Genomic DNA, 22,018 nt, shown 5'->3' on the forward strand with positions numbered 1-22,018 from the left:
CGGCAATTTACCTTCGGCTTACGTAACAGGAGATTTATCTAAGACACTGAAGCACAAATGAAAACGGCCTGGACAGGGCCAGGCCGTTAACAATTGTAATGAACTGCTTATTTCAGAACGGCAAGTGCGGCTTCGTAGTTTGGCTCTTCAGCGATTTCCTTGACCAGCTCGCTGTGCAGCACGTTGTCGTTCTCGTCCAGTACCACAACGGCACGGGCGGTCAGGCCTTTGAGTGGGCCGTCGGCAATGGCAACGCCGTAGTTCTCGATGAATTCGGCACCGCGCAGGGTCGACAGGTTCTGCACGTTTTCCAGGCCTTCGGCGCCGCAGAAACGGGCCTGGGCGAACGGCAGGTCAGCGGAGATGCACAGCACCACGGTGTTGGCGACATCGTTGGCCTGGGCGTTGAACTTGCGCACCGACGTGGCGCAGGTCGGGGTGTCGACGCTTGGGAAGATGTTCAGCACTTTGCGCTTGCCGGCGAAGCTCGCCAGGGTCACGTCGGACAGATTGCCGGCAACCAGGGAAAAGGCTGGCGCCTTGGAACCGGCTTGTGGCAGTTGGCCGTTGACTTGAACCGGGTTGCCTTTAAGAGTGACTTGAGCCATGAAAGGAGTCCTTCTGAACGTTGGTGTGGAGAATTTTGAAGAGGCCGAAGTTAACCACGAAACGGGCTGACGACCTATGGGCGGATACAAATTGTGAAGGGTCGTCGCAGAGACTGGATACAACCCTTGCAGAGAAAAAAGCCTGTGGGGATCCGGTAGGTGCGGTATTGCGGCGCACAAATCAGGAACGTGCAGAGGCTGATCACCTCGCCCCTAATGGCCTCAATTGCGCCGGGTACATATTTGCCGATGAGGAAGGCAGCCACTGCCCCCTGAGCATTTCGCCGATGGAACGCCGGTCGCCGACTTCTCGGGACATATTAATGACGGAATGAATGTCGAAAATTAATCGACCGAATCCCGTTAAAACGACGTTTTTTTTGAAACGTTGTCGATTTGGCAAATCACCAATCGACCATACAGTGAATCATTCAAATCCAGAGGACACACCACCATGCGATTCATGATCATTGTCAAAGCCAGCCCGGATTCCGAGGCTGGCGTGATGCCCAGTAAAGAACTGCTGACCGCGATGGGCAATTACAACGAGGAACTGGTCAAGGCCGGGATCATGTTGGCAGGCGAAGGTTTGCACCCGAGTAGCCAGGGCGCCCGCGTACGTTTTTCGGGCGACAGACGCACAGTGATTGACGGCCCGTTTGTCGAAACAAAAGAGCTGATCGCCGGTTACTGGCTGTGGCAGGTGAAGTCGAAGGACGAAGCAATCGAGTGGGTCAAACGCTGCCCCAACCCGATGCCGGGTACCGAAGCCGAAATCGAGATTCGCCAGGTGTTTGAGGCCGAGGATTTCGGTGCCGAATTCACGCCGGAGCTGCGGGAGCAGGAGGAGCGGCAGCGTGAGCAGATGAACAAGCGCTGAGTGCCTGTAACGGTTTTCGGGGTCCGGCGCTCCGAAAACCGTCAATCATCCTGCTATGGACAAACCAAGGTTCAAATTACAACGGTTTTTGCTGAATGAGGCTGGCCAAGCACATAGGTTTCCACTGAAACCGGCCCGTTCACTTCCCTCGCATCAAACTCCACGGAGCTGGCGCCCAGGTTGCTGGTGACGCCAGTCAAGAGCGCTCCACCTCGCCAACTCCACTGGATAGCCACGCCGGGTACACGTCGGAACGGCGGAACCTGGGAAAAAGTCGTCAGTGTTATTCGATTGCCAGCGGTCCCCTTGAGAATCGTCGTCAGATACAAAACAAGATCGTGATTTCCCAGTTCCAACGCTATTTCAAGACGGATTTCGGGGTCGTCCTCCAGATACACGATCATCGAAAACTTGCCATCCCGGGTGTTGCCACACACCAGATCCCAGGAAGCGCCTTGCGCTTCCAGGACTTTGGATTCGCCGGGCGATGGTTCGAGGGTCACGTCCAGTCCTGTGGGGGGTATTCCCCAAACCACGACCGCGTTGAGGTTGATGGATGGACTACCGGCCAGTGGCTGTATTTGGACGGGGTAACGGTTTCCTCGCACTGGATAAGCGCTTCCGGCCGGATCATATTCGGCTCCGTTGAACAAGACCTTCACCTCATCCCACAGGGTCAGTGACATAACCCGACACGGGAGTGGCCAGGGCTCGGTTACTTCCCTGCTCAAAAACACCAAGGTGACATGAGCACTGCTGCCTTCGCTCGGTGTGAGTGCCCAGTTAAACCGGCCACGAACCGGGTCCACCCAGTGTTTAAAAGCAGGCGACGCCACGATGTTCAGGCCTCCATCTTCAGCCAGGCCCAAACAGAGCTGCCTCGCGATGGACGGTGGAACTTCCACGCTCACGGTGTTTTCCTGGTCGCGGCGCAGGACGATAGCGCCATTCCATTGCACCTCCTTGCCATTGATGATCAGTCGGGCCTGTTTCCAGGGGCTTTCAACAGCGGATACGGATTTGAATGCAACAGTCATGGCCTTGGTCTCGATAATCGACGGTGGGTTGAAATCCGCCACTGCAACTATCAGTAAAAAGCACCTCGCGCGGAACTGTCATAAATGACAGATCGTTAAGGCTAATCCGAACTAAAAGAGATGCCTTTTATTCGGATTCACCCAAGGGTGAGCTGTGCACAGATACCCACCAATTAATCCTGTCGACTGGATAACCCGTCGGCAGCTGCTAACGTCCATCAGACATGTCCTACAGGCTTGATAGGAAAGAGATTACGCAGTAACGGCCGCCAAGTGCCGAGTAGACCAATGAGACACCAAGGAACCGGCGAATCATGTCGAAGCATCCAGGAGCGCGCACCTTTTTTTTGGCGATCTCTTTAACATCTGTGGTTTGTGTCCAGGCGGACGATTCCGACATGGTCAGCAAAAGCAACAATCCATTGAACCCCGAGCCGGGGATGAACCTGCTGGATTACTACACCCCGAAATACTACGACTCCAACATCCACACCAACGACCTGCTGGTGCGCGGTACGCTGCCGCTTGCGCCCAACGATTTCATTGGCGTCCCGCAATTGCTGCGCGCCACTGCGCCGATCAGCATTCGCCCTGATTCGGGTGGGAGTTACAGCATCGGTGAAGGTGATCTGAATCTGCTCGATATCTTCCTGCTCAAGACCGAGGGCGTGCAGCTGGGCATCGGTCCGCAGATCACTGCGCCGTATGCCGATAAGGACGAGTTCGGCACCGGCAAATGGCAAGCGGGACTGGCGGCCATTGCGATCGAGTCATCGCCCCGTGGCTTGCTCGGCGCGTTGGTGCAATACCAGAGTTCCTTCGCAGGCGACAACGACCGCCCGCATGTCGAATCAGCCACCTTGCAACCGTTTGTCATTCACAACCTGGAGAGAGGTTGGTACCTGCGCTCAACCGCGACCTGGACCTTCGACCTGAAGAATGACACCCATTACATCCCCCTTGGTCTGGGTGCCGGCAAGGTCTGGAAATCAAGGGACAATATCCTCAATGTATTCATCGAGCCGCAGTGGACCGTCGAACACAAGGGTGAAGGCTTGCCGCAATTCACGCTGTTCGCCGGCCTTAATGTCACTTTCGGTCAATAAGGATTTCGCCATGCACATTGCACTTCGCGCAGCCGGTTACAGCCTGATGTCCATGTTCGTCAGTTGTGGGGTTGGCGCCCGGGATTTCAGCGTCGCCCCATCAAGCTTCACCGCCATGGGGGAGGAATCTCGAGGTATTACCAGTGGGGCTTGCTGCCCCCGGACGGTGGATCAGGAGAGTGCAGAGCTCAGAACCGTCGCCAGGTGATACGTGGGGATAGTGGGAATCGGTTTTTTCCGGTGGTTTGTCGGAGAACGATTTTGCGACTGGACCACCGTCTCCGCGAGCAGGCTCGCTCCCACAATTGATCTCCAGTGAGCACAAATTATGTGTGCGACAGAGATCTACTGTAGGAGCGAACTCGCGAAAAGGCCCTTAGCCCCACCGCATCATTTGGATTTCAATTTCAGAAACGACTGATGCAAATCCGAAGCCCAGCCATCGATCACGATTTTCACGTCATCGGCCTTCATCACCTGAGCCTCGTTTTCCAGCGGTTTGCCAGTGCCCTTGCGCACCACCTGGGCCAGCACCTTATTGTTCCCGCCATCCAGGAACACCGCTTCAGTGGCCAGATCGGTCTGCTGATCACGAATCCCGCTCGCGGTGCTGACCGCCGCCGCGACGAGGGCAATCGGAATCACTTCATAAGGCTTCAGCCCTTCGGTCTTGCTGCTGACGGCGGTAATGGCCGCACGCACCACCATCACACCAGGGCCAGGGCCTGCCGCCAAAGGCAGGGATTTGCCAATCTCGCGTTTGAGCGCCTGATCGTAATAACTGGTAATCCCGTTCAAGGTGGTCTGAGGGATTTTCACGGTCGGCTGGGGCTTGGGATACATCTGGGTCGGTTCGACATACACGCTTTTGTATTTGTTGATGTCGAACTTCGGATCCACCCAGCGCATCACTACCGCCCCCGAGGGGGATTTGGCTTCCTTGAGCTGACTGTAATCTTTGAGGAACCCTGAATACTGGTCCGGCTCGACCTTGGAACTGGTGCAGCCCACCACGCCGATCGAGGCAATGCACAGTGTGCTCATCATTAACGCTAGCTTCATGCTGTAACTCCTGTAGGGCGGTGGACAACAGTTTGGGGAACAGGTGTTACAGGTATAGCCAATGCCGTACTTTTTGTTCTGATAAATATCAATATTCATTCGTTACTGCACCCTACGAGGCCGTGTCAGCGATAGCGCCGACACGGCCTCCCCTATCAATCACCAGGACGAACCACTCTTCGCCGCCAACTCCCGCCGATTGTTGGCCCGCATCGCCTTGATCAACGACACCGTGCCCACCAGCAAAATCGCGGCGCCGAACAGGAAGTCGATGTTGTACAGCTGAAAGTCATTCAACGGCCCCACCAACAGCACCCGGATCGCACCGATACTCACCAGCGTCGCCAGAAAATCGATACCCGGCTCGTCGCGATAGAACACGTGCATCAGCGGCAGGCAGATCACCAGCAACAACAGCAGCACGATCACCTTGAACGAGCCTTTGCGCTCGACGCTGAAGGCGCACTCATAGGCCGCGTAAGGTTTGTAATCCTCCTCGCGGACCAGTGAATTTTTCTCATTGATGTACTCGGCGCGGTTGTACTTCTGAATCGGCGTGAAGGTGTTGGACATCTCCATGTGGGTGGTGATGCGCTTGAATTTCAGGTCAATCCGTTCATTGCCCTTGAGGATGTACAGCACCGGCTTGTAGCCGTAGCGATAGCTATCGAACGGAAATGCTGCTGCCCTCCCCTGGACGCCGATGGGCCGGGTTTCAAGCTCGGCGTAGGCGCTCTTGTCGAGTGAGGAGAGATTGCGACTCAGGGGCTTGACCCTGACCTGCTCGAGGAAAATCGGCGTGACGCCGTAAGACCATTGCAGCGGTTCCAGGCGCAGGCGCAATTCGTTGCGGCCCAGGTCATAACGATCGAAGGTACGCTCGGACACGATGACCGCCCCCGAGAGCATGAATTCGCCGCGCACATTGCTGGTGATGCGCAGTGTCAGCCAATCCTTGCCCAGGGCCGCCACGTCGCTGGCCGGTGGCGTTCCGCACCAGGCAGCACTGTCGAATGACTCCCCGAGTTGCCCGTTGCGGTTTTCCTGAAACAGATAGACGTAACTGCCCCACAGGGCCGCCATCAGCACCAGTGCGATCAGCCCCAGAATTTTCTTGCCCGCGCTCAAACCAGACTCCTTTCTTCGCTGACTTCCTTGTGAGGCGCGGACTCTATCAAAACGGGATCACCGTCCAAAGCAAAAAGATCGCAGCCTTCGGCAACTCCTACACAGTGCTGTGTCCACCTGCAGGAGCTGCCGAAGGCTGCGATCTTTTGATCTTCTCTTATCGCCGTCGAAATAGCGGGCGCGGCTCAATCACCGAGCGCCCATACAGCACGCTCATGCCCGCCAACCCCTTGAGCGCATCTTCGGCGGACTTGTCTTCGCGTACGGCAAAGCTGTCAAAACCGCATTGACGCATGTGGCTGAGCTGATCACGCAACACATCGCCGATCGCGCGCAATTCGCCGGTCCAGCCCAGTCGGGTGCGCAGCAGGTACGCCTGACTGTAGGCGCGTCCGTCGCGGAAACTCGGGAAATCCAGGGCAATCAGCGGCAGTTGCGCAAACCATGGCTTGAGGCACTCCACCTCATCGTCCGGGCCCAACCAGACCCCGCGCTGTTGCGGATCTTCCAGCCAGCGGGACAGCGGCAGAATCAGCGGACCTGTGGGCCATCCCGCATCGGGGTCCCTGAGCAACGTCCACGGGTCGTCAGGGACAATCCGCGCCTTACCCACCTCCAGCCGCAGCAGATTGTTCATGCCGACACCTCCAGCAGCTTCGGATAAACCGCTTCCTTGAACGGCTCCAGACCGATGCGCTGCAAGGTGTCGACGAACAGTTCTTCGCTCTCGCGGTAACGCACGAAGGTGGCGATGATTCGTTCGATGACGTCGGGCACTTCGGCGGAGCTGAAGGACGGGCCGATGACTTTGCCCAACGCGCTGTTCTTGCCCTGGGCGCCGCCGAGGGTGATCTGGTACCACTCGCTGCCGTTCTTGTCGACGCCGAGAATGCCGATGTTGCCAATGTGGTGATGGCCGCAGGCGTTCATGCATCCGGAAATGTTGAGGCTGATGTCGCCCAGGTCATGCAGGTAGTCCAGGTCTTCGAAGCGCGCCTGGATGCCCTGCGCAATCGGGATCGACTTGGCGTTGGCCAGGGCGCAGAAGTCGCCGCCGGGACAGGCGATGATGTCAGTCAGCAATCCGACATTGGCGCTGCCGAGGCCATGCTCGCAAGCCAGGCGCCACAGAGCGAACAGGTCCGACTTCGGCACGTCGGGCAGGACGATGTTCTGCTCATGGGCGATGCGGATTTCGCCGAAACCGAACTGCTCGGACCACCCGGCAACGGCGTCCATTTGCTCGCCGGTGACGTCGCCCGGCGGTGCCGCGATGCCCGGCTTGGTCGACAGCACCACACTGGCGTAGCCCGGCACCTTGTGCGGTTGGACGTTGCGCGACACCCAGCGGGCGAAGGTCGGGTTCTCGGCCAGGCATGTGCCGAACTCCAGATCGGTGTTGGACAACGAACGGTAATCCGGTGGTACGAAGGCACTGGCGACACGCTCGTATTCAACGCCGGTCAACTGTGCCGGGCCATCCTTCAAGTGCTGCCACTCCTCCTCCACTTCCCTGGCAAAGGCTTCGATGCCCAGCGCCTTGACCAGAATCTTGATCCGCGCCTTGTACTTGTTGTCGCGCCGGCCGTGGCGGTTGTAAACCCGCAGCACCGCCTCGACGTAGGACAGCAAGTGCTGCCACGGCAAGCCTTCGCGAATCTGCAAACCAAGAATGGGCGTGCGCCCCAAACCACCGCCAACGATGACTCGCAGGAGCATTTGTCCGTCGGTGCCGGGGTAAAGATAGAGGCCGATGTCATGCATCATGATTGCCGCGCGGTCCTGCTCGGCCGAGCAGATGGCGATCTTGAACTTGCGCGGCAGGAACAGGAATTCCGGGTTGATGGTCGACCACTGGCGCAGGATTTCCGCCAGGGGGCGCGGGTCGATCAGTTCGTCGGCGGCCACCCCGGCGAAGGCTTCGGTGGTGATGTTGCGCACACAGTTGCCAGAGGTCTGGATGGCATGCATTTCCACCTCGGCCAGGCGCTCGAGAATCTCCGGTACCTGGGCCAGTTCGATCCAGTTGAACTGCATGTTCTGCCGCGTGGTGAAGTGGCCATAGCCGCGATCGTAATCCCGGGCGATGCTCGCCAGTGTGCGCATCTGCCGGGCGCTGAGCGTGCCGTAGGGAATGGCCACGCGCAGCATGTAGGCGTGTTTTTGCATGTACAGGCCGTTCTGCAAGCGCAGCGGCAGGAACTCCTCTTCGCTCAACTCGCCCGCCGTGAAGCGTTCGACCTGATCGCGAAACTGCGCAACCCGCTCGAAGACCAGCGCCCGGTCATAGTCGTCGTACTGATACATGTGGCTACCTCATCAGGATTGATCGGGCTCTGCGGCTCGTTCTCGATGAGGCGACTATGAGGGGCGCCGGGAAAACATTACAGATTCAGAAAGCGGCGAAAAAACCATATCAGCCTTCACATTACAGGGGTCGTTTCAGCATTTCCCCAACGATGTCCAATCGTACGAATCCCCGACCGGGTTTATTAAACTCCTGGATTCCATCCACCGATACTGTCCACTCTGCCAAGTGCAGGCTCTCGCAACTGATCCGTATAAATTACGCTTTCCTGAATCTGTTTTGTTTTCGATCAGGTTTCTACAGTTCACGGCATGCCAGTCCGGGTGGCCTGGCAAGACTTTGCAACCGTGGAAGCATTGACCATGAGCACAGCGACAATCGGACAGGCCTATAACTACAAGGTCGTCCGCCAATTCATCGTGGCGACCATTGTCTGGGGCGTCGTGGGGATGGCGATGGGGGTGTGGATCGCCTCGCAACTGGTGTGGCCCGAGATGAACCTCGACCTGCCGTGGACCACCTTCGGCCGCTTGCGTCCGCTGCACACCAGCCTGGTGATTTTCGGCTTTGCCGGCAGCGCGCAGTTCGCTGCCAGTTACTACGCGGTGCAGCGTACCTGCCAAGTGCGGCTGTACTCGGACACCCTCGCCGCGTTCACTTTCTGGGGCTGGCAATCGGTGATCGTGGTCATGCTGATCACCCTGCCGCTGGGCTATACCACCACCAAGGAATACGCCGAGATCGAGTTCTCCGGCGCGGTGTGGATGACCGTGGTCTGGGTGGCCTACGCCATCGTGTTTTTCACCACCGTGGTGCAACGCAAGACCCGACACATCTACGTCGGCAACTGGTTCTTTGGCGCGTTCATCGTGGTGATTGCCATGCTGCACGTGGTCAATCACCTGTCGATTCCCGTGGACTGGTTCAAGTCCTATCCGGTGTATTCCGGGGCGACCGATGCGATGGTGCAGTGGTGGTACGGGCACAACGCGGTGGGCTTCTTCCTGACCACCGGGTTCCTCGGAATGATGTATTACTTTGTGCCCAAGCAGGTCGGGCGGCCGGTGTATTCGTATCGTTTGTCCATCGTGCATTTCTGGGCGCTGATCACGCTGTACATCTGGGCCGGCCCGCACCATTTGCACTACACGGCGCTGCCCGACTGGGCGCAGTCGCTCGGCATGGCAATGTCATTGATCCTGCTGGCGCCGAGCTGGGGCGGGATGATCAACGGCATGATGACGCTGTCGGGCGCCTGGCATAAGTTGCGCAGCGACCCGATCCTGCGTTTCCTGGTGCTGTCGCTGGCCTTCTACGGCATGTCCACCTTCGAAGGGCCGATGATGGCGATCAAGACCGTCAACGCCCTCTCCCACTACACCGACTGGACGATCGGCCACGTGCACGCCGGCGCCCTCGGTTGGGTGGCGATGATCACCTTCGGTGCGGTCTACCACATGATTCCGAAAGTCTTCGGCCGCGAGCAGATGTACAGCACGCCGCTGATCAATCTGCATTTCTGGCTGGCGACCATTGGCACCGTGTTGTACATCGCGTCGATGTGGGTCAACGGCATTACCCAGGGGCTGATGTGGCGCGCGATCAACGACGACGGCACGCTGACCTACTCCTTCGTCGAAGCGTTGCAGGCCAGCCATCCAGGATTTGTGGTGCGTTTTGCCGGCGGCGTGTTCTTCCTCAGCGGCATGCTGCTGATGGCGTACAACGCCTGGCGCACCGTGCGGGTTTCTGACGCGGCGATGGCAGAACGTGAAGCGCAGATTGCCTGAGGCGAGGAGCTGGAAATGATCGAGATGATACTCAATGGTTTAGGCGTGGCGGGGCTTTGGCTGGCGGTCGAGTACTGCCTGAAGCAGCAGACGGCGCAGAGCCTGGAAGAGGCAAGCCTGATGCCGTTTGCCGATGACCCGGAGGTGGCACGGCGGGTGGAACTGGCGACGGGGAAAGTCGTGAAAGCGGTGGCGCCGGAAGAGCCGAAACCGGGATGGTTAAACCTCGAAATCTGAATCACCACCAGCCAATGTGGGAGCGGGTTTGTGTGGCGAGGGCGCTTGCTCCCGCTCGGCTGCGAAGCAGTCGCAAAGCATTTGGGGCCGCTTCGCGACCCAGCGGGAGCAAGCGCCCTTGCCACAGGGGATCGGGTTTAGCCGCGATCGCGTGGAATCAGGCTCTGCAACTGTTGCGCCAGGAAATTCGCATCGAAAGCAAAGGTGTCCGGGTCTTTCAAGCCATTGGTCTTGCGCCACTGCCAGTTGCTCGAAGGCGGCAGGCACACAAGAGAAATGCTGCCATAGCGCGCGGCGGTCAGGCCCATCACGGCCAGGGAAATCTGCCCGCCCGCGCCCATCACATCCGGTACGAACTCCACCGGTTTGCCGGCGATCACGATGCCGAGTTTCTCGGTCTTGAACGTTGACGTCTCGACCGGAACGCTGGGCCCCGAGGCCACGTAGGCCTCACGGCTCACTTCCAGCAGGTTGGGCGCCTGGACCGGTTCCAGCCATTGCTGGATCTGATCGAACAGCTCGCCAATGCGCGTCGCCCATACGGCTGACTGCGACTCGAACAGTTGTTTTTTGTGCGCTTCGCTGTCTGCGTAGTGGCGAAGCATCTCACCCAGTTGCTGTACATCGTCCATTACGGTGTTCCTTTGGTTGAAGCCGTGCTGCGGACTTTGAGCATGGCAGATGCCGGCGCCGGGCGTACAAGTCAATTGCACAGACGGTCACATCACAGGACACTCGCGGCTCGCATTGGCGCAGTCACTCAACCGTCCTTGGGCGTGCGACGCAGGCGCGCCATGCTCAAGGTGTCCACCAGCCTTCCGTCACGCACCGCGTAGTCACGAAACAGGCCTTCGGTTTCAAAGCCGAACTTGCGATACAAACCGATGGCCGCTTCGTTGTCGGCGTACACCGCAAGCTCGACCCGTTGCAGGTTCATCCAGTTGTCGGCGATGTCCAGCGCGGTGGCCAGCAGCTTCGAGCCAACGCCCTTGCTCTGCCACCCTGGCAAAACGCCCATGCCGAAGCTGCCGGCGTGACTGCGACGGATCCGCGAAAACTGCTCCAGGCCAATGCTGCCGATCACCAGGCCCTGATGCAGCGCCACCAGTTTGATTTCGCGTTCGTTGTCCGACGCCAGGCGTTTGCGCCAGAGCTCGGTGGATTGAAACGGCATTTGCAGCACTTGCCGGGTAACGGCCGGCTCGTTGTAAAGCGCGGTGATGCCTTCGATGTGGCTTTCGTTGAAGCGTTCGAGGGTGACGACAGCGTCAGTGACGGGCATGGGTGATTCATCCTTGAGACAGACATGGCCGCTCACTCTACAACGCATACTTCAAACATGGCGAGTACCCGATGTGTCAGCCTTCAAACCATTCCCGGCGCTCTTCGAAGGTGTTCTGGATCAGCTCGACGATCATCTGCACCTGCGCTTCGCCCTCGGACTGCGCATTCACCGCCATCCACACCGCACGCTGCATCGGCTGGACGAACAGCCCCGGCAACGCAATAAGACCGCGGTCAAAGCGGCTGATGTAGCCGGGCAGCAAACCGATGCAGGCACTGCAGCGAATCATCTCCAGCAGCAGCTCATAGGAATGCAACTGCACGACACCGGCCAGGCGCTGGTCCACCACGGCATTCCACGGGACGAAACTCTCGACCTGACGGTGAGACTGCCATTGCACCAACAGGAAATCCGCGAGGTCATCGAGGCTGTCCGGACGCGACGCCGTGCGTGAGTATCGCTTGGCGATATGCGGCAGGTAATCAAGCCGCGCCAGGCGCCGGGGCTCGCTAACCGCAAAGCTCGGGCCCGGCAGGGGCGATTCGGTGCCAGCCAGCCACACCACCACATCGGCGCTGACGGCTTGCAGTGCCAGTTCGCTGTCGAGGGTGATGATGTCCAGGCGTACGCTGGCGTTGCGGCGCAACAAGGCCACCAGGTCGCGACCAAGCATGTCGTGCAGGACCGATTCAGCCACTGCCAGGCGCACCAACGGTTGTTCGATCACCGGCAAATCGCGCTCATGAGCCAACGCAATCAACTGCGCCTGAAGCTGCAAACCTTCACGGCTGAGGGTGACGCCATTGTCGCAATGGCTGAACAGCGAACATTGCAGTTGCGTTTCGAGCAGTGCCAGTTGCTTGCGCAGCAAGGTGACCTTGATGTTGAGACTGCGGGCTGCCTGCATGAAACAGCCGCAGCGGGCACTGACCATGAACGCCCGGGCCAGTGGCGGATCGATCGCCATGGCTTGCGTGCGCCAGGACGGTGTGGTTGCTACCGGCGAACGGTATCCGGCGGGGATTTGGCGCCCTGTGGTTTCCATGAATGACATCGATGACTCCCTGTCGATATGTCCTTTGAAAACTTCATCCTGCGCAACGATGATGAACCTGGTGTGACATCCGCTTCATACGCTGGGTGTTTGGCGAAAACTCACCGCCAGGCGATTCCAGCTGTTGATGGTGGTGACGGCGATCGTCAGGTCGACCATCTCGCTTTCACTGAACTGCTCCCGGGCCAGAGCGTAGACGTCGTCGGGCACATGGCTTTGCGAGAGCAAGGTCACCGCCTCCGTCCAGGCCAGCGCCGCACGTTCCCGTGGGTTGAAGAAGCCACTGTCGCGCCAGACCACGATTGAATACAGGCGCCGGTCGGTCTCGCCGAGCCGTCGCGCATCCACCGAATGCATGTCGGTACAAAAGGCGCAGCCATTGAGCTGGGAGGCGCGGATCTTGATCAGGTGCAGCAGCGCCGGCTCGATGCTCAGGTTACTGGTCAGCGCCTCCATGGCAATCATCGCTTTCATCGCTTTGGGCGACGCGCTGTAGTAATCCAGACGGGAAGTCATGGCGTGCCTCGTGGATCGATTGATGCTTTTTACACTAGGCGCCGATGCGCAAGCGTTACAGATCCAATACAGCGAAATTCCGGTGGACCACCCGGCAACAGGCCAATCCTCGGTTTTTCACCCACGCAACTTCTGCGCAGCGGTGCTTGCGGGTAATCTGACGCGACGCACACGCGTCTCAACCGCCCCTAGGAGCCCCGCCGGTATGGAACTTCATGTTGTCATCAACGGCCGCAAGGACCTGGCAGGCCAGTTGTACAACCAACTGCGCAGCGCCATCGAATCCGGCCGTCTGACAGCCGGCACGCAGCTGCCGCCCAGCCGATTGCTGGCCGAGCAGCTGGGCATCTCGCGCAAGACCATTTCCGATACCTACGCGCAACTGACGTATGAAAACTTCCTCACCGGCGTGATCGGCAAAGGCACCTACGTCAATGCCCGGACCGCAAAAGCATTGCCCAAGCAAAGCCATTCGCAATTGGCGAGCGCCGAGGTCATCGAGTCGTGGCGCAACCTGCCCGTGTTTTTGCGCCATCCGACACTGGAAGGCTCGCTGCGCTATGACTTCATCGGAGGAGCCACCAGCAAGGGCCAGTTTCCACAGGACGATTGGCGGCGCTGCACCTCTCATGCCTTGCGCCAGATGACCGGTTCAAAGGGTTTCTACAGCCTGCCCGAAGGCCTGCCGGCGCTGCGTAACGCGATCGCCCGGCACATCGCCTTTTCCCGTGGCGTGAACTGTCAGGACGAAGACGTGGTGGTGTGCAACGGCGCGCAACAGGCGCTGGACCTGATCTCCCGCGTGATGACCCGCCCCGGCAGCATCGTCGCCATGGAAGACCCCGGCTACCCGCCCGCGCGCCTGCTGTTTGGTACCCACGGCGCCACGGTGATCGGCGTGCCGGTCGACGCCGAAGGCCTTCAGGTCGACAAGATCCCCTTCGGTACGCAGCTGATTTATGTCACGCCGTCACATCAGTTTCCGCTGGGCATGCCGATGAGCCAGGCGCGGCGAGTGGCATTGCTGGAGCGCGCCTACGAGCTCGGCGCGATCATCATCGAGGACGATTACGACAGCGAATTCCGCTATGAAGGGCGGCCCACCGACTCCCTGCAAAGCATGGACGAGCGCGGAATCGTCGCCTACGTCGGGACCTTTTCGAAAACCTTGCTGCCGGAGTTGCGCCTCGGTTACGCGATTTTGCCGCCAGCGATTCTTGAAGCGGTGATCCAGGCCAAGCAACTCACCGACCGGCATACCTCCACCCTGCCCCAGTGGGCGCTGGCCAAGTTCATCGCCGAAGGCTGCCTGCTCAAGCATATTCGCCGGTGCCATACGATCTACGCCGGGCGTCGCGAGCGAATCCTGACGCGTGTGGCAGGTGACCTGTCCCCTTGGTTCGAAGCCATCCAAAGCACCGCCGGGTTTCACATGGTGCTTATGTGCAAAGTGCCTATCGATATGCCGTTGGTGATCGAACTGGCGAAAAAGGTTGAAGTGGGACTGTATTCCATCGAGGACTTCTACTACCAACAAGCGCCACGGGCAGGGCTTCTCATGGGCTTTGGCGCCATTGAAACCCTCGACATCGACACCGCCCTGGACCGTCTGCGGGACATTTTGCAGCAAGTCGCCTGACAGATTGGTCTGGGTTTTTATCCGGCGATTGGCTATTGGCGGTCCCAAGGTGCGGGCCTATCCTGCATAAGCGTTATCCCTCAATGAGCAGGATTCGTCCGGCCTGATTCAGGAGTGTGAGCAATGTCCAACGAAGTGATCAACACCGTAAAGGTGCAGGCCGCCGCCGGCCGCTCGGATGAGCTGGGTAAGCAACTGCAAAAGATTGTCGAAACCCTGCGCGAACAACCGGGCTGCGATTCCTATATGGTCGACCGCTGCCCCGAGGACAGCAACCGCTGGAACGTCAGCGCCCGCTGGCAATCGGAAGCGGCCATGCAGATGCATTTCCACTGCCCTGAAGTACAAGGCTTTATCGGTCTGATCGACAGCCGACTGGCCAACGCCGTCGACTTCAACAGCTTTCCTATCGTCTAGAGAGTCAGGTCCCGGCTTACGGTCATTCCTGCAGGGCAATGGGTACCCCTGCAAGAGCAGCCGCAAGCCGGGATCTTCACGTATCAAAGCCCGCAATTGGTCCCCTGTCCTTCTCGCAAATTGGCTGTTTGATTGCCGTCACTGCCGGACTAACGTTGTGCCTGACAACTAACCACCGCAGGTGATGAATCATGAGAGTTTTGCGTTTACTTGCTGCCCCGCTTGCCGTCTTCGCCCTGACCGTATCTGCATCGGCATTCGCCCACGACCCTTCGGAAAAAGTCACGATCCTGCAGGACGAAGTCCTCAAGAACGTCCCGGGGAAAAAGGCGCTGATGATCGAAGTCGATTACAAGCCCGGCCAATCCTCCATCGCCCACAAACACGAAGGTACCGCCATGGCGTACGTGCTTTCGGGATCGATCGTTTCGCAGGTGAAAGGCGAGCAAGCGAAAACCTTCAAGGCCGGCGAGTATTGGTATGAACCGGCCGGGTCGGAGCATCTGGTCTCGAAAAATGCCAGCGCGACCAAGCCGGCCAAACTCCTGGTATTCATGGTGTTGTCCCCCGACGAGAAAGTGTTGATCCCCTTGGAAAACTGATAGCTGAGCGTACAGCCATAAATAAACAGGCCCGAATCTGACGTTCGGGCCTTTTTATTTCTCTACGCAATTAAACGAAACGATTTAAACCAAATAAAAACTATTGGCCACCTGATAAGTGCGGTTATTGGCTATTTCATTAAGTACCGACAGGTTTAGTCTGAAAACACCGCCGACTCGCTCGGCAACTTACACTTGACGACTCAAGTTGTTTCACTGGAGAAACACCCATGAAACTTGCACTTGTCAGTACCTTGACGATCACCGCTGTTTTAACCGGATGTTCAATTCCCACCGCGCCAACCGCCGTTTCTTCACTCGACGGTGTCTTCACCGACCCCGTCAGCCGCAGCAGCGCCACCCATGTCGCCAGCGGCAGTCATGTATCGCTGGGCATCGTTTACAGCCGCAACACTCAGACCAACCGTGCCTATCTTCAGGACTACCAGGCGAATGCCGGCACCGGTTTCGGCCAGAGTCTGCTGGTGCAACCGATTCATGATGCCTACGTTGCCACCTCCAGGCCCGACATGGCGGTGGATTGGGTCAAGGCATCCTTGCAACGTCAGTTCGGTTCGGTAACCGTGTACCCGGACATGCAAAGCCTCAAGGTCGCGAAACCGGACATGGTGGCGATTGTCGACACCCGCAGCCAATTGATCACCTCGCGCAGTTCCGACGTCGAGGCCGATGTGAGTGCGGTTTTTTATGATGCCAACTTTAATTACATCGGGACTGCGCAAGGCCACGATGCCAAAGCATTGAGCCCGGTGTGGGCGGACTATAAACGCAGCGAAGAGATCGTGGCGGATATTAATGAACAGCAAAATGTGCAAGTTCGGGCATTGCAGAAGTTTGACCAGTCGCTCAGCAATTTATTGACCGGGCCGACAGATAAAGTATCGATGATTGATAATAATTCAAGTCGTAAGTTGTATTAAGGCTAATGGCCCCGTCGCGAGCAGGTTCGCTCCCACAATTTGAAATGCATTCCAATGTGGGAGCGAACCTGCTCGCGATGGGGCCTTATCAAACACCACAAAACCCAAAGCAGAAAAAAAGCCCCGCATCTCTCAATGCGGGGCTTTTTCATTCAGCGACTGATCAGGCCGCGGGCTCCAGTTCTGCACTGACAGTGGCAGCAACAGGCACTACCGCCTGCCCGCTCAACGCCAGATCCAGCAGTTCACGGTTGGCCACCGCGTACATGGCGTAATCAGTGCCGCTCGCGGCACGGATTTCCACCAGCATGGCGCGCCAGCGATCGATCATGCCGACGTGCTCTTCCATCCACAGCGCCAGTCGAGTTTCCACGTCCTGAGTGCCGTCGCCCTGTTGCAGGACGGAGATGGTGATCGCACGTTGCTGCCAGTCGACGTCATCGCGGAACGCTTCACGGGCCAGGGCCTGCCAGTTGTTTTCAACCGGCAGAGCGCTGATCTGTTGCAGGTACCAGGTGATGTCCAGCGCGCTGCCCACGGCGAAGTAGGCCTTGGCCACGTCCGCAGGGTTTTGGCCGGTCACGTCGGAGGCCTCGATGATCGGCAGCAGGGTGTACAGGTGCGAAGTGCCAGCCACCATGCGTGCGAGCAACTCCGGCACGCCGGCTTCGACGTACGCCTCGTAGCGGGCCTGCCAGTTCTCGTGGATCTCGCCGCTCAGCAGTTCGTCGAGCTTGAGCCCCAACTCTTTCAGATGCGGACCGAAATGCGCGACGTCACGGGCAGCGTTCTGCTCGTTGCGACGGGCACGCAGGAACCAGCGCGTAGCGCGACGGCCCAGGCGCATCAGTTCGTCCATCAGCTCCAGTTGAACGTCAGCGGAAACCTGGTAGTCCAGGGCTTCGATCTGACGGAACCAGTGCGGGAGATGGAAAATGTCACGCACGATCACGTAGGCACCGGCCACGTTCGCCGGGCTCATGCCGGTCGACTCTTTGAGTCGTTGAACGAAGGTGATGCCCATGTGGTTGACCAGATCGTTGGCGATCTGGGTGCTGACGATCTCACGCTTCAGACGGTGACGGCGCATGGCTTCGGAGAACTTGCTCACCAGGCTCGGTGGGAAAGCGGTTTCCATGTCGCGCGTCAGGTAGTCGTCGTCCGGCACACGGGAGTCCAACAACTGCGCCTTGAGGTCGATCTTGCTGTAGGAGATCAGCACCGACAGCTCGGCACGGGTCAGGCCATGGCCTTCCGCAAGACGCTCGTTGATCGCTTCTTCCGACGGCAGGAACTCGATGGCGCGATCCAGCTTGCCGCGGCCTTCCAGATCGTTCATCAGACGCTTGTATTCGGCAATCCGTACGAACGCACGGCGTGCCGCCAGGGACAGGGCCTGAGTCTGCTTGTAGTTGTTGCCCAGCACCAGGTTGCCGACTTCGTCGGTCATGCTCGCCAGCAACTGGTTACGTTGCTTGTCGGTCATGTCACCGGCCTGAACCACTTCGTTCAGCAGGATCTTGATGTTCACTTCGTGGTCGGAGCAGTCCACGCCACCGGCGTTGTCGATGAAGTCGGTGTTGGAACCGCCGCCATTGAGGCCGAATTCGACACGACCCAGCTGGGTCATGCCGAGGTTGCCGCCCTCGCCCACGACTTTGCAGCGCAGCTCGTTACCGTTCACGCGCAGCGCATCGTTGGCCTTGTCGCCGACATCGGCGTGGCTTTCGGTGCTGGCTTTGACGTAGGTGCCGATACCGCCGTTCCACAACAGGTCTACCGGCGCCTTGAGCAAGGCGTTCAGCAGTTCGGTCGGAGTCAGCTTGTCCGCTTGAATGTCGAAGCGCTCTTTCATCTGCGGGGAAATCGCGATGCTTTTCGCGCTACGGGAGAAGATCCCGCCGCCTTCGGACATGATGCTGGTGTCGTAATCCGACCATGCCGAACGCGGCAGATCGAACAGACGCTGACGCTCGGCGAAGCTGTTCGCAGGCTCAGGGTTCGGGTCGATGAAGATGTGCAGGTGGTTGAACGCAGCGACCAGTTGCAGCTTGTCGGACATCAGCAAGCCGTTACCGAACACGTCACCGGCCATGTCGCCGACGCCCACTACGGTGATGCTGTCTTCCTGGACATTGATGCCGCGTTCGCGGAAGTGACGTTGTACGCCCACCCACGCGCCCTTGGCGGTGATGCCCATTTTCTTGTGGTCGTAACCGGCAGAACCACCGGACGCGAACGCATCACCCAGCCAGAAGCCGTAGTCGATGGCGATGCCGTTGGCGATGTCGGAGAAGGTTGCAGTGCCCTTGTCCGCAGCGACCACCAGGTACGGGTCATCGTCGTCATGACGCACGACGTTGGCCGGCGGAACCAGCGCGCCGTCCTTCAGGTTGTCGGTGATGTCCAACAGGCCCGAAATGAAGATGCGGTAGCAGGCGATGCCCTCGGCCGCGATCTCGTCACGGCTGCCGCCCAGCGGCAGGCGACGCGGCAGGAAGCCGCCCTTCGCGCCCACTGGCACGATGACCGAGTTCTTCACTTGCTGGGCTTTTACCAGGCCCAGGACTTCGGTACGGAAGTCTTCTTCACGGTCGGACCAGCGCAGGCCACCGCGAGCGACGTTGCCGAAGCGCAGGTGCACGCCTTCGACGCGCGGCGAGTAAACGAAGATTTCGAACTTCGGAACCGGCTTCGGCAGTTCTGGAATCTGGTGCGGGTTGAACTTGAAGCTGAAGTAGGACTTGTTGTGCCCGTTTGCATCGGTCTGGTAGAAGTTGGTCCGCAGGGTCGCCTTGATCAGGTCCAGGTAGCGACGCAGGATACGGTCTTCGTTCAACACCTGGACGTCGTCCAGCGCGCTAAGGATCGCGTGTTCCAGGCGTTGCTGCTTGTCTTCCAGATCATCGCTGGTGAGCTTGCGCGCCAGGTAGAAACGGGTCTTGAACAACCGGGTCAGTTCGCGAGCGATGTCGGTGTGGTTGTTCAGGGTACTGGCGATGTAACCCAGGTCGAAGCCCAGACGAATCTGCTTCATGTAGCGGGCGTAGGCACGCAGCAGCGCCACATCACGCCATGGCAGGCCGGCGGTCAGCACCAGACGGTTGAACGCATCGTTCTCGGCATCGCCGCGCACGATGTGGACGAAAGCGTCCTGCAGGGTGTCGTTGAGTTGCTGGATGTCCAGTTCCAGGCCTTCGGCGGCGGTGAACGCGAAGTCGTGAATCCAGAACTCGCGGCCATTGGTGTGACGCAGGCGATACGGGAACTCACCCAGCACGCGCAGGCCGAGGTTTTCCAGGATCGGCAGCACGTCGGACAGTGCCAGCGGGGTATCGGCGTGGTACAGCTTGCAATGCAGCTCGCGCTGGCCGGAGACCTGGCCCAGCGGCTGATAGAAGCTCATCACCAACGGATTTTTTTCGCTCAGGCTGAGCAGGTGCTGCATGTCGACCACGGCCGAATGCGCAGCGAAACGCTCGCGGTAACCGGCCGGGAAGCCTTTCGGGAAATCCGCCAGCACGTTGGTACCGTGTGCTTCGCCGAAGCTTTCCACGACCAGGCTGGCGTAGTCGTCCTGCCAGCTGCGGCAGGCTTGTACCACTTCTTTTTCCAGCAGGACCGGGTCGATGTCCAGACGGTTTTTCGGATCGACGCGCAGAATCAGTTGCACGCGGGCCAGCACGGACTCGGAGAAGAATGTCCAGAACTCACAGTCCGAGGCTTTCAGGCGATCCATCAGCACTTGCTGGATCTTCTGGCGCACTTCGGTGGAGTAGATGTCACGCGGCACGTAGGCCAGGCAGTAGCAGAAACGACCGTACGGGTCTTTGCGCAGGAACACGCGGATCTTGTTGCGTTCCTGGATCTGCACGATCGACATCACAGTGCTGAACAGCTCGTCGACCGGGGTCTGGAACAGGTCATCTCGGGGCAGCACTTCAACCACCTGCGCCAGTTCCTTGCCCAGGTGAGCCTTGGCCTGGAAGCCGGAGCGGCGTTCGATCTCTTCGACCTTGCGACGGATGTACGGGATGACCCGCACGCTCTCGCCATACACCGACGAGGTGTACAGGCCCATGAAACGGCATTCCTTGATGACCTTGCCGTCGGCGTCGATCTCGCGGATCGATACGTAATCCGGGTAAGCCGGACGGTGCACGCGGCTTGGGTGTGCAGCCTTGGCGAACGACAGCAGGGTCGGTTCGCGCAGGTAGTTCACGGCGTAGTCTTCGATGCGCAGGTCATCGTAGGTCAGGCCGGTGCGCAGCAGTTTGGTCAGGCCGAGGAAGGAATCCTGGTCGTAAACGATGTGGCCGCCGTCGGCTTCATCACGCACCACGAATTCTTCATAGCCCAGGAACGTGAAGTGGTTGCCCACCAGCCATTCCAGGAAGCTTTTGATTTCGGCTTTTTCTTCAGCGTCGACAGCGAACTGGCTGTTGTCCAGGCCGGTCAGGATTTCCTGGACCTTGGCTTTCATCGGCTCGAAATCGGCGACCGCGACGCGGACTTCACCGAGAACCTGCTCCAGCTCTTTGCTCAGGACGTTCAGTTCGGCCGTGTTCGCGCAACGGTCGATTTCCAGGTACATCAGGGATTCTTGCAGGATCCCTTCGCCCTGGGTGCCTTTCGGCAGGATTTCCAGCAATTCGCCCTTGCTGTCGCGACGCACGCTCAGCACTGTGGTTTGCAAGGTATGAATGCTGTAGCCGCGACGGTTCAGCTCGGTACGCACCGAGTCCACCAGGAATGGCAGGTCGTGGTGCAGCACTTCGACCGCGGTATGGGTCGACTGCCAGCCGTGGCGTTCGTAATCAGGGTTGTAGACGCGAACCTGTGGTTGCGCGTGATCGAAGCGCTCAAGCAGGCGCCACGCAGAAAGGGTACAGCCAGCGAGGTCGGACAGCCGACGCTGGGTCAACTCGTCCAGGGAAATGATGCCGAAGAATTGTTCAGCGAACAGCGCCACTTGTGGCAGTGCCTGTTCACTGATGTGCTGCGCCAGTGCCGCTTGCAGTTGGTGCTGGAAGTCGGCTTTGCTGGCTGCGGTGAAGAACGCCATCTGTGGTACTCCGCTTGGGCTTGTTATTGATGGAAGCGTCGCATGCAAAACCCCTTTCGGGGCGATCCGTCACCCTGTTCCTGATTCTCGGGCAGAGGAAACAGGGTGACAGGTGGGTGAAGCTGGACGAGACACTCAGGTCACATTCACCTTCCATGAATGGGCATCTGCAAAAACGACTGGCGAACCTCTAGCGCAATGTCTTTACAGGTGCTCATCCGTTGCGCAGCTTAACGAGTGCGGCAAGGCCCGTGCTTGCAGCGCTGCGACATATTCGGTCATCGGCACGCAGCTCAAGGCCTGCGCATCGAACAACACTAGCAGCCGTGTAGGAAATTGGGCG

General features: G+C 58.9%; 19 protein-coding genes. 8 read left to right on the forward strand and 11 right to left on the reverse strand.

The genetic code is table 11. The annotated features are described in order from the left end of the window. Positions 1–107: 107 nt before the first annotated feature. Entirely contained in the window at positions 108–608 is a 501-nt protein-coding gene (gene tpx / locus B723_RS22675; RefSeq protein WP_008030203.1) for a thiol peroxidase, read from the reverse strand. A gap of 454 nt (positions 609–1,062) precedes the next feature. Here tpx and B723_RS22680 point away from each other — a divergent pair, with 454 nt between their 5' ends. Beyond that, positions 1,063–1,488: a YciI family protein gene (locus tag B723_RS22680; RefSeq protein WP_017338482.1), complete on the forward strand. Its 426-nt coding sequence runs from the start codon at positions 1,063–1,065 to the stop codon at positions 1,486–1,488. 71 nt (positions 1,489–1,559) lie between these two features. Here the strand turns inward: B723_RS22680 and B723_RS22685 are convergent, their stop codons facing one another. Further along, positions 1,560–2,525 (reverse strand): hypothetical protein, encoded by a 966-nt coding sequence (locus B723_RS22685; RefSeq protein ID WP_144425264.1) that lies wholly within the window; start codon positions 2,523–2,525, stop codon positions 1,560–1,562. 314 nt (positions 2,526–2,839) lie between these two features. Between B723_RS22685 and B723_RS22690 the strand changes: the two genes are divergently transcribed. Then, complete coding sequence (locus B723_RS22690) at positions 2,840–3,631, forward strand: hypothetical protein (protein WP_017338480.1); 792 nt, start codon at positions 2,840–2,842, stop codon at positions 3,629–3,631. 390 nt (positions 3,632–4,021) lie between these two features. Here the strand turns inward: B723_RS22690 and B723_RS22700 are convergent, their stop codons facing one another. The 4 genes from B723_RS22700 to B723_RS22715 all read right to left on the reverse strand — a co-directional run bounded on the left by B723_RS22700 (position 4,022) and on the right by B723_RS22715 (position 8,128). Then, complete coding sequence (locus B723_RS22700; RefSeq protein WP_017338478.1) at positions 4,022–4,693, reverse strand: DUF3313 domain-containing protein; 672 nt, start codon at positions 4,691–4,693, stop codon at positions 4,022–4,024. Between the two features lie 159 nt (positions 4,694–4,852). After that, positions 4,853–5,821, reverse strand: a complete 969-nt coding sequence (locus B723_RS22705; protein WP_017338477.1) for a hypothetical protein — start codon at positions 5,819–5,821, stop codon at positions 4,853–4,855. A 157-nt stretch (positions 5,822–5,978) separates the two neighbouring features. Continuing rightward, complete coding sequence (locus B723_RS22710; protein ID WP_017338476.1) at positions 5,979–6,458, reverse strand: DUF934 domain-containing protein; 480 nt, start codon at positions 6,456–6,458, stop codon at positions 5,979–5,981. After that, positions 6,455–8,128 carry a nitrite/sulfite reductase gene (locus B723_RS22715; protein ID WP_017338475.1) on the reverse strand — a complete coding sequence of 558 codons (1,674 nt, stop codon included), beginning with the start codon at positions 8,126–8,128 and terminating at the stop codon, positions 6,455–6,457. The genes B723_RS22710 and B723_RS22715 overlap by 4 nt, the downstream gene beginning before the upstream one ends. 363 nt (positions 8,129–8,491) lie before the next feature. Between B723_RS22715 and ccoN the strand changes: the two genes are divergently transcribed. Both ccoN and B723_RS22725 read left to right on the forward strand, forming a co-directional pair. Then, positions 8,492–9,919: a cytochrome-c oxidase, cbb3-type subunit I gene (ccoN, locus tag B723_RS22720; RefSeq protein WP_017338474.1), complete on the forward strand. Its 1,428-nt coding sequence runs from the start codon at positions 8,492–8,494 to the stop codon at positions 9,917–9,919. A 15-nt stretch (positions 9,920–9,934) separates the two neighbouring features. After that, positions 9,935–10,156 carry a hypothetical protein gene (locus tag B723_RS22725; RefSeq protein WP_017338473.1) on the forward strand — a complete coding sequence of 74 codons (222 nt, stop codon included), beginning with the start codon at positions 9,935–9,937 and terminating at the stop codon, positions 10,154–10,156. Between the two features lie 137 nt (positions 10,157–10,293). On the opposite strand, the gene B723_RS22730 is transcribed toward B723_RS22725, so the two are convergent. From B723_RS22730 to B723_RS22745, 4 genes are all read right to left on the reverse strand, one after another. Then, positions 10,294–10,788: a hypothetical protein gene (locus tag B723_RS22730; protein ID WP_017338472.1), complete on the reverse strand. Its 495-nt coding sequence runs from the start codon at positions 10,786–10,788 to the stop codon at positions 10,294–10,296. 128 nt (positions 10,789–10,916) lie between these two features. Continuing rightward, on the reverse strand, positions 10,917–11,438 hold the full coding sequence (locus tag B723_RS22735) for a GNAT family N-acetyltransferase (RefSeq protein ID WP_017338471.1): 522 nt from the start codon (positions 11,436–11,438) through the stop codon (positions 10,917–10,919). 76 nt (positions 11,439–11,514) lie between these two features. After that, a complete protein-coding gene (locus tag B723_RS22740; protein ID WP_017338470.1) occupies positions 11,515–12,495 on the reverse strand; it encodes a LysR family transcriptional regulator in 981 nt (326 codons plus the stop codon). 75 nt (positions 12,496–12,570) lie between these two features. Next, positions 12,571–13,011 (reverse strand): carboxymuconolactone decarboxylase family protein, encoded by a 441-nt coding sequence (locus B723_RS22745; RefSeq protein ID WP_017338469.1) that lies wholly within the window; start codon positions 13,009–13,011, stop codon positions 12,571–12,573. A gap of 205 nt (positions 13,012–13,216) precedes the next feature. Here B723_RS22745 and B723_RS22750 point away from each other — a divergent pair, with 205 nt between their 5' ends. The 4 genes from B723_RS22750 (at position 13,217) to B723_RS22765 (ending at position 16,610) form a co-directional block, all read left to right on the forward strand. Next, the gene (locus B723_RS22750) at positions 13,217–14,650 is read left to right on the forward strand and encodes a PLP-dependent aminotransferase family protein (protein ID WP_017338468.1); all 1,434 of its coding nucleotides are present in this window, start codon (positions 13,217–13,219) and stop codon (positions 14,648–14,650) included. Between the two features lie 123 nt (positions 14,651–14,773). After that, entirely contained in the window at positions 14,774–15,067 is a 294-nt protein-coding gene (locus tag B723_RS22755) for an antibiotic biosynthesis monooxygenase family protein (RefSeq protein ID WP_017338467.1), read from the forward strand. A 191-nt stretch (positions 15,068–15,258) separates the two neighbouring features. Then, positions 15,259–15,669, forward strand: a complete 411-nt coding sequence (locus tag B723_RS22760; protein ID WP_017338466.1) for a cupin domain-containing protein — start codon at positions 15,259–15,261, stop codon at positions 15,667–15,669. Positions 15,670–15,899: 230 nt separating this feature from the next. Then, positions 15,900–16,610 carry a hypothetical protein gene (locus B723_RS22765; protein WP_017338465.1) on the forward strand — a complete coding sequence of 237 codons (711 nt, stop codon included), beginning with the start codon at positions 15,900–15,902 and terminating at the stop codon, positions 16,608–16,610. A gap of 163 nt (positions 16,611–16,773) precedes the next feature. On the opposite strand, the gene B723_RS22770 is transcribed toward B723_RS22765, so the two are convergent. Further along, a complete protein-coding gene (locus B723_RS22770) occupies positions 16,774–21,675 on the reverse strand; it encodes an NAD-glutamate dehydrogenase (RefSeq protein WP_017338464.1) in 4,902 nt (1,633 codons plus the stop codon). Positions 21,676–22,018 lie beyond the last annotated feature (343 nt).

The organism is Pseudomonas fluorescens NCIMB 11764 (assembly GCF_000293885.2).
GTDB lineage: Bacteria > Pseudomonadota > Gammaproteobacteria > Pseudomonadales > Pseudomonadaceae > Aquipseudomonas > Aquipseudomonas fluorescens_B.

Excerpts from the sequence above, each read along its gene's own strand:
- tpx (WP_008030203.1), bottom strand. The coding sequence starts at position 608 with ATGGCTCAAGTCACTCTTAAAGGCAACCCGGTTCAAGTCAACGGCCAA.
- B723_RS22680 (WP_017338482.1), top strand. The coding sequence starts at position 1,063 with ATGCGATTCATGATCATTGTCAAAGCCAGCCCGGATTCCGAGGCTGGC.
- B723_RS22685 (WP_144425264.1), bottom strand. The coding sequence starts at position 2,525 with ATGACTGTTGCATTCAAATCCGTATCCGCTGTTGAAAGCCCCTGGAAA.
- B723_RS22690 (WP_017338480.1), top strand. The coding sequence starts at position 2,840 with ATGTCGAAGCATCCAGGAGCGCGCACCTTTTTTTTGGCGATCTCTTTA.
- B723_RS22700 (WP_017338478.1), bottom strand. The coding sequence starts at position 4,693 with ATGAAGCTAGCGTTAATGATGAGCACACTGTGCATTGCCTCGATCGGC.
- B723_RS22710 (WP_017338476.1), bottom strand. The coding sequence starts at position 6,458 with ATGAACAATCTGCTGCGGCTGGAGGTGGGTAAGGCGCGGATTGTCCCT.
- B723_RS22715 (WP_017338475.1), bottom strand. The coding sequence starts at position 8,128 with ATGTATCAGTACGACGACTATGACCGGGCGCTGGTCTTCGAGCGGGTT.
- ccoN (WP_017338474.1), top strand. The coding sequence starts at position 8,492 with ATGAGCACAGCGACAATCGGACAGGCCTATAACTACAAGGTCGTCCGC.
- B723_RS22725 (WP_017338473.1), top strand. The coding sequence starts at position 9,935 with ATGATCGAGATGATACTCAATGGTTTAGGCGTGGCGGGGCTTTGGCTG.
- B723_RS22730 (WP_017338472.1), bottom strand. The coding sequence starts at position 10,788 with ATGGACGATGTACAGCAACTGGGTGAGATGCTTCGCCACTACGCAGAC.
- B723_RS22735 (WP_017338471.1), bottom strand. The coding sequence starts at position 11,438 with ATGCCCGTCACTGACGCTGTCGTCACCCTCGAACGCTTCAACGAAAGC.
- B723_RS22740 (WP_017338470.1), bottom strand. The coding sequence starts at position 12,495 with ATGTCATTCATGGAAACCACAGGGCGCCAAATCCCCGCCGGATACCGT.
- B723_RS22745 (WP_017338469.1), bottom strand. The coding sequence starts at position 13,011 with ATGACTTCCCGTCTGGATTACTACAGCGCGTCGCCCAAAGCGATGAAA.
- B723_RS22750 (WP_017338468.1), top strand. The coding sequence starts at position 13,217 with ATGGAACTTCATGTTGTCATCAACGGCCGCAAGGACCTGGCAGGCCAG.
- B723_RS22755 (WP_017338467.1), top strand. The coding sequence starts at position 14,774 with ATGTCCAACGAAGTGATCAACACCGTAAAGGTGCAGGCCGCCGCCGGC.
- B723_RS22760 (WP_017338466.1), top strand. The coding sequence starts at position 15,259 with ATGAGAGTTTTGCGTTTACTTGCTGCCCCGCTTGCCGTCTTCGCCCTG.
- B723_RS22765 (WP_017338465.1), top strand. The coding sequence starts at position 15,900 with ATGAAACTTGCACTTGTCAGTACCTTGACGATCACCGCTGTTTTAACC.
- B723_RS22770 (WP_017338464.1), bottom strand. The coding sequence starts at position 21,675 with ATGGCGTTCTTCACCGCAGCCAGCAAAGCCGACTTCCAGCACCAACTG.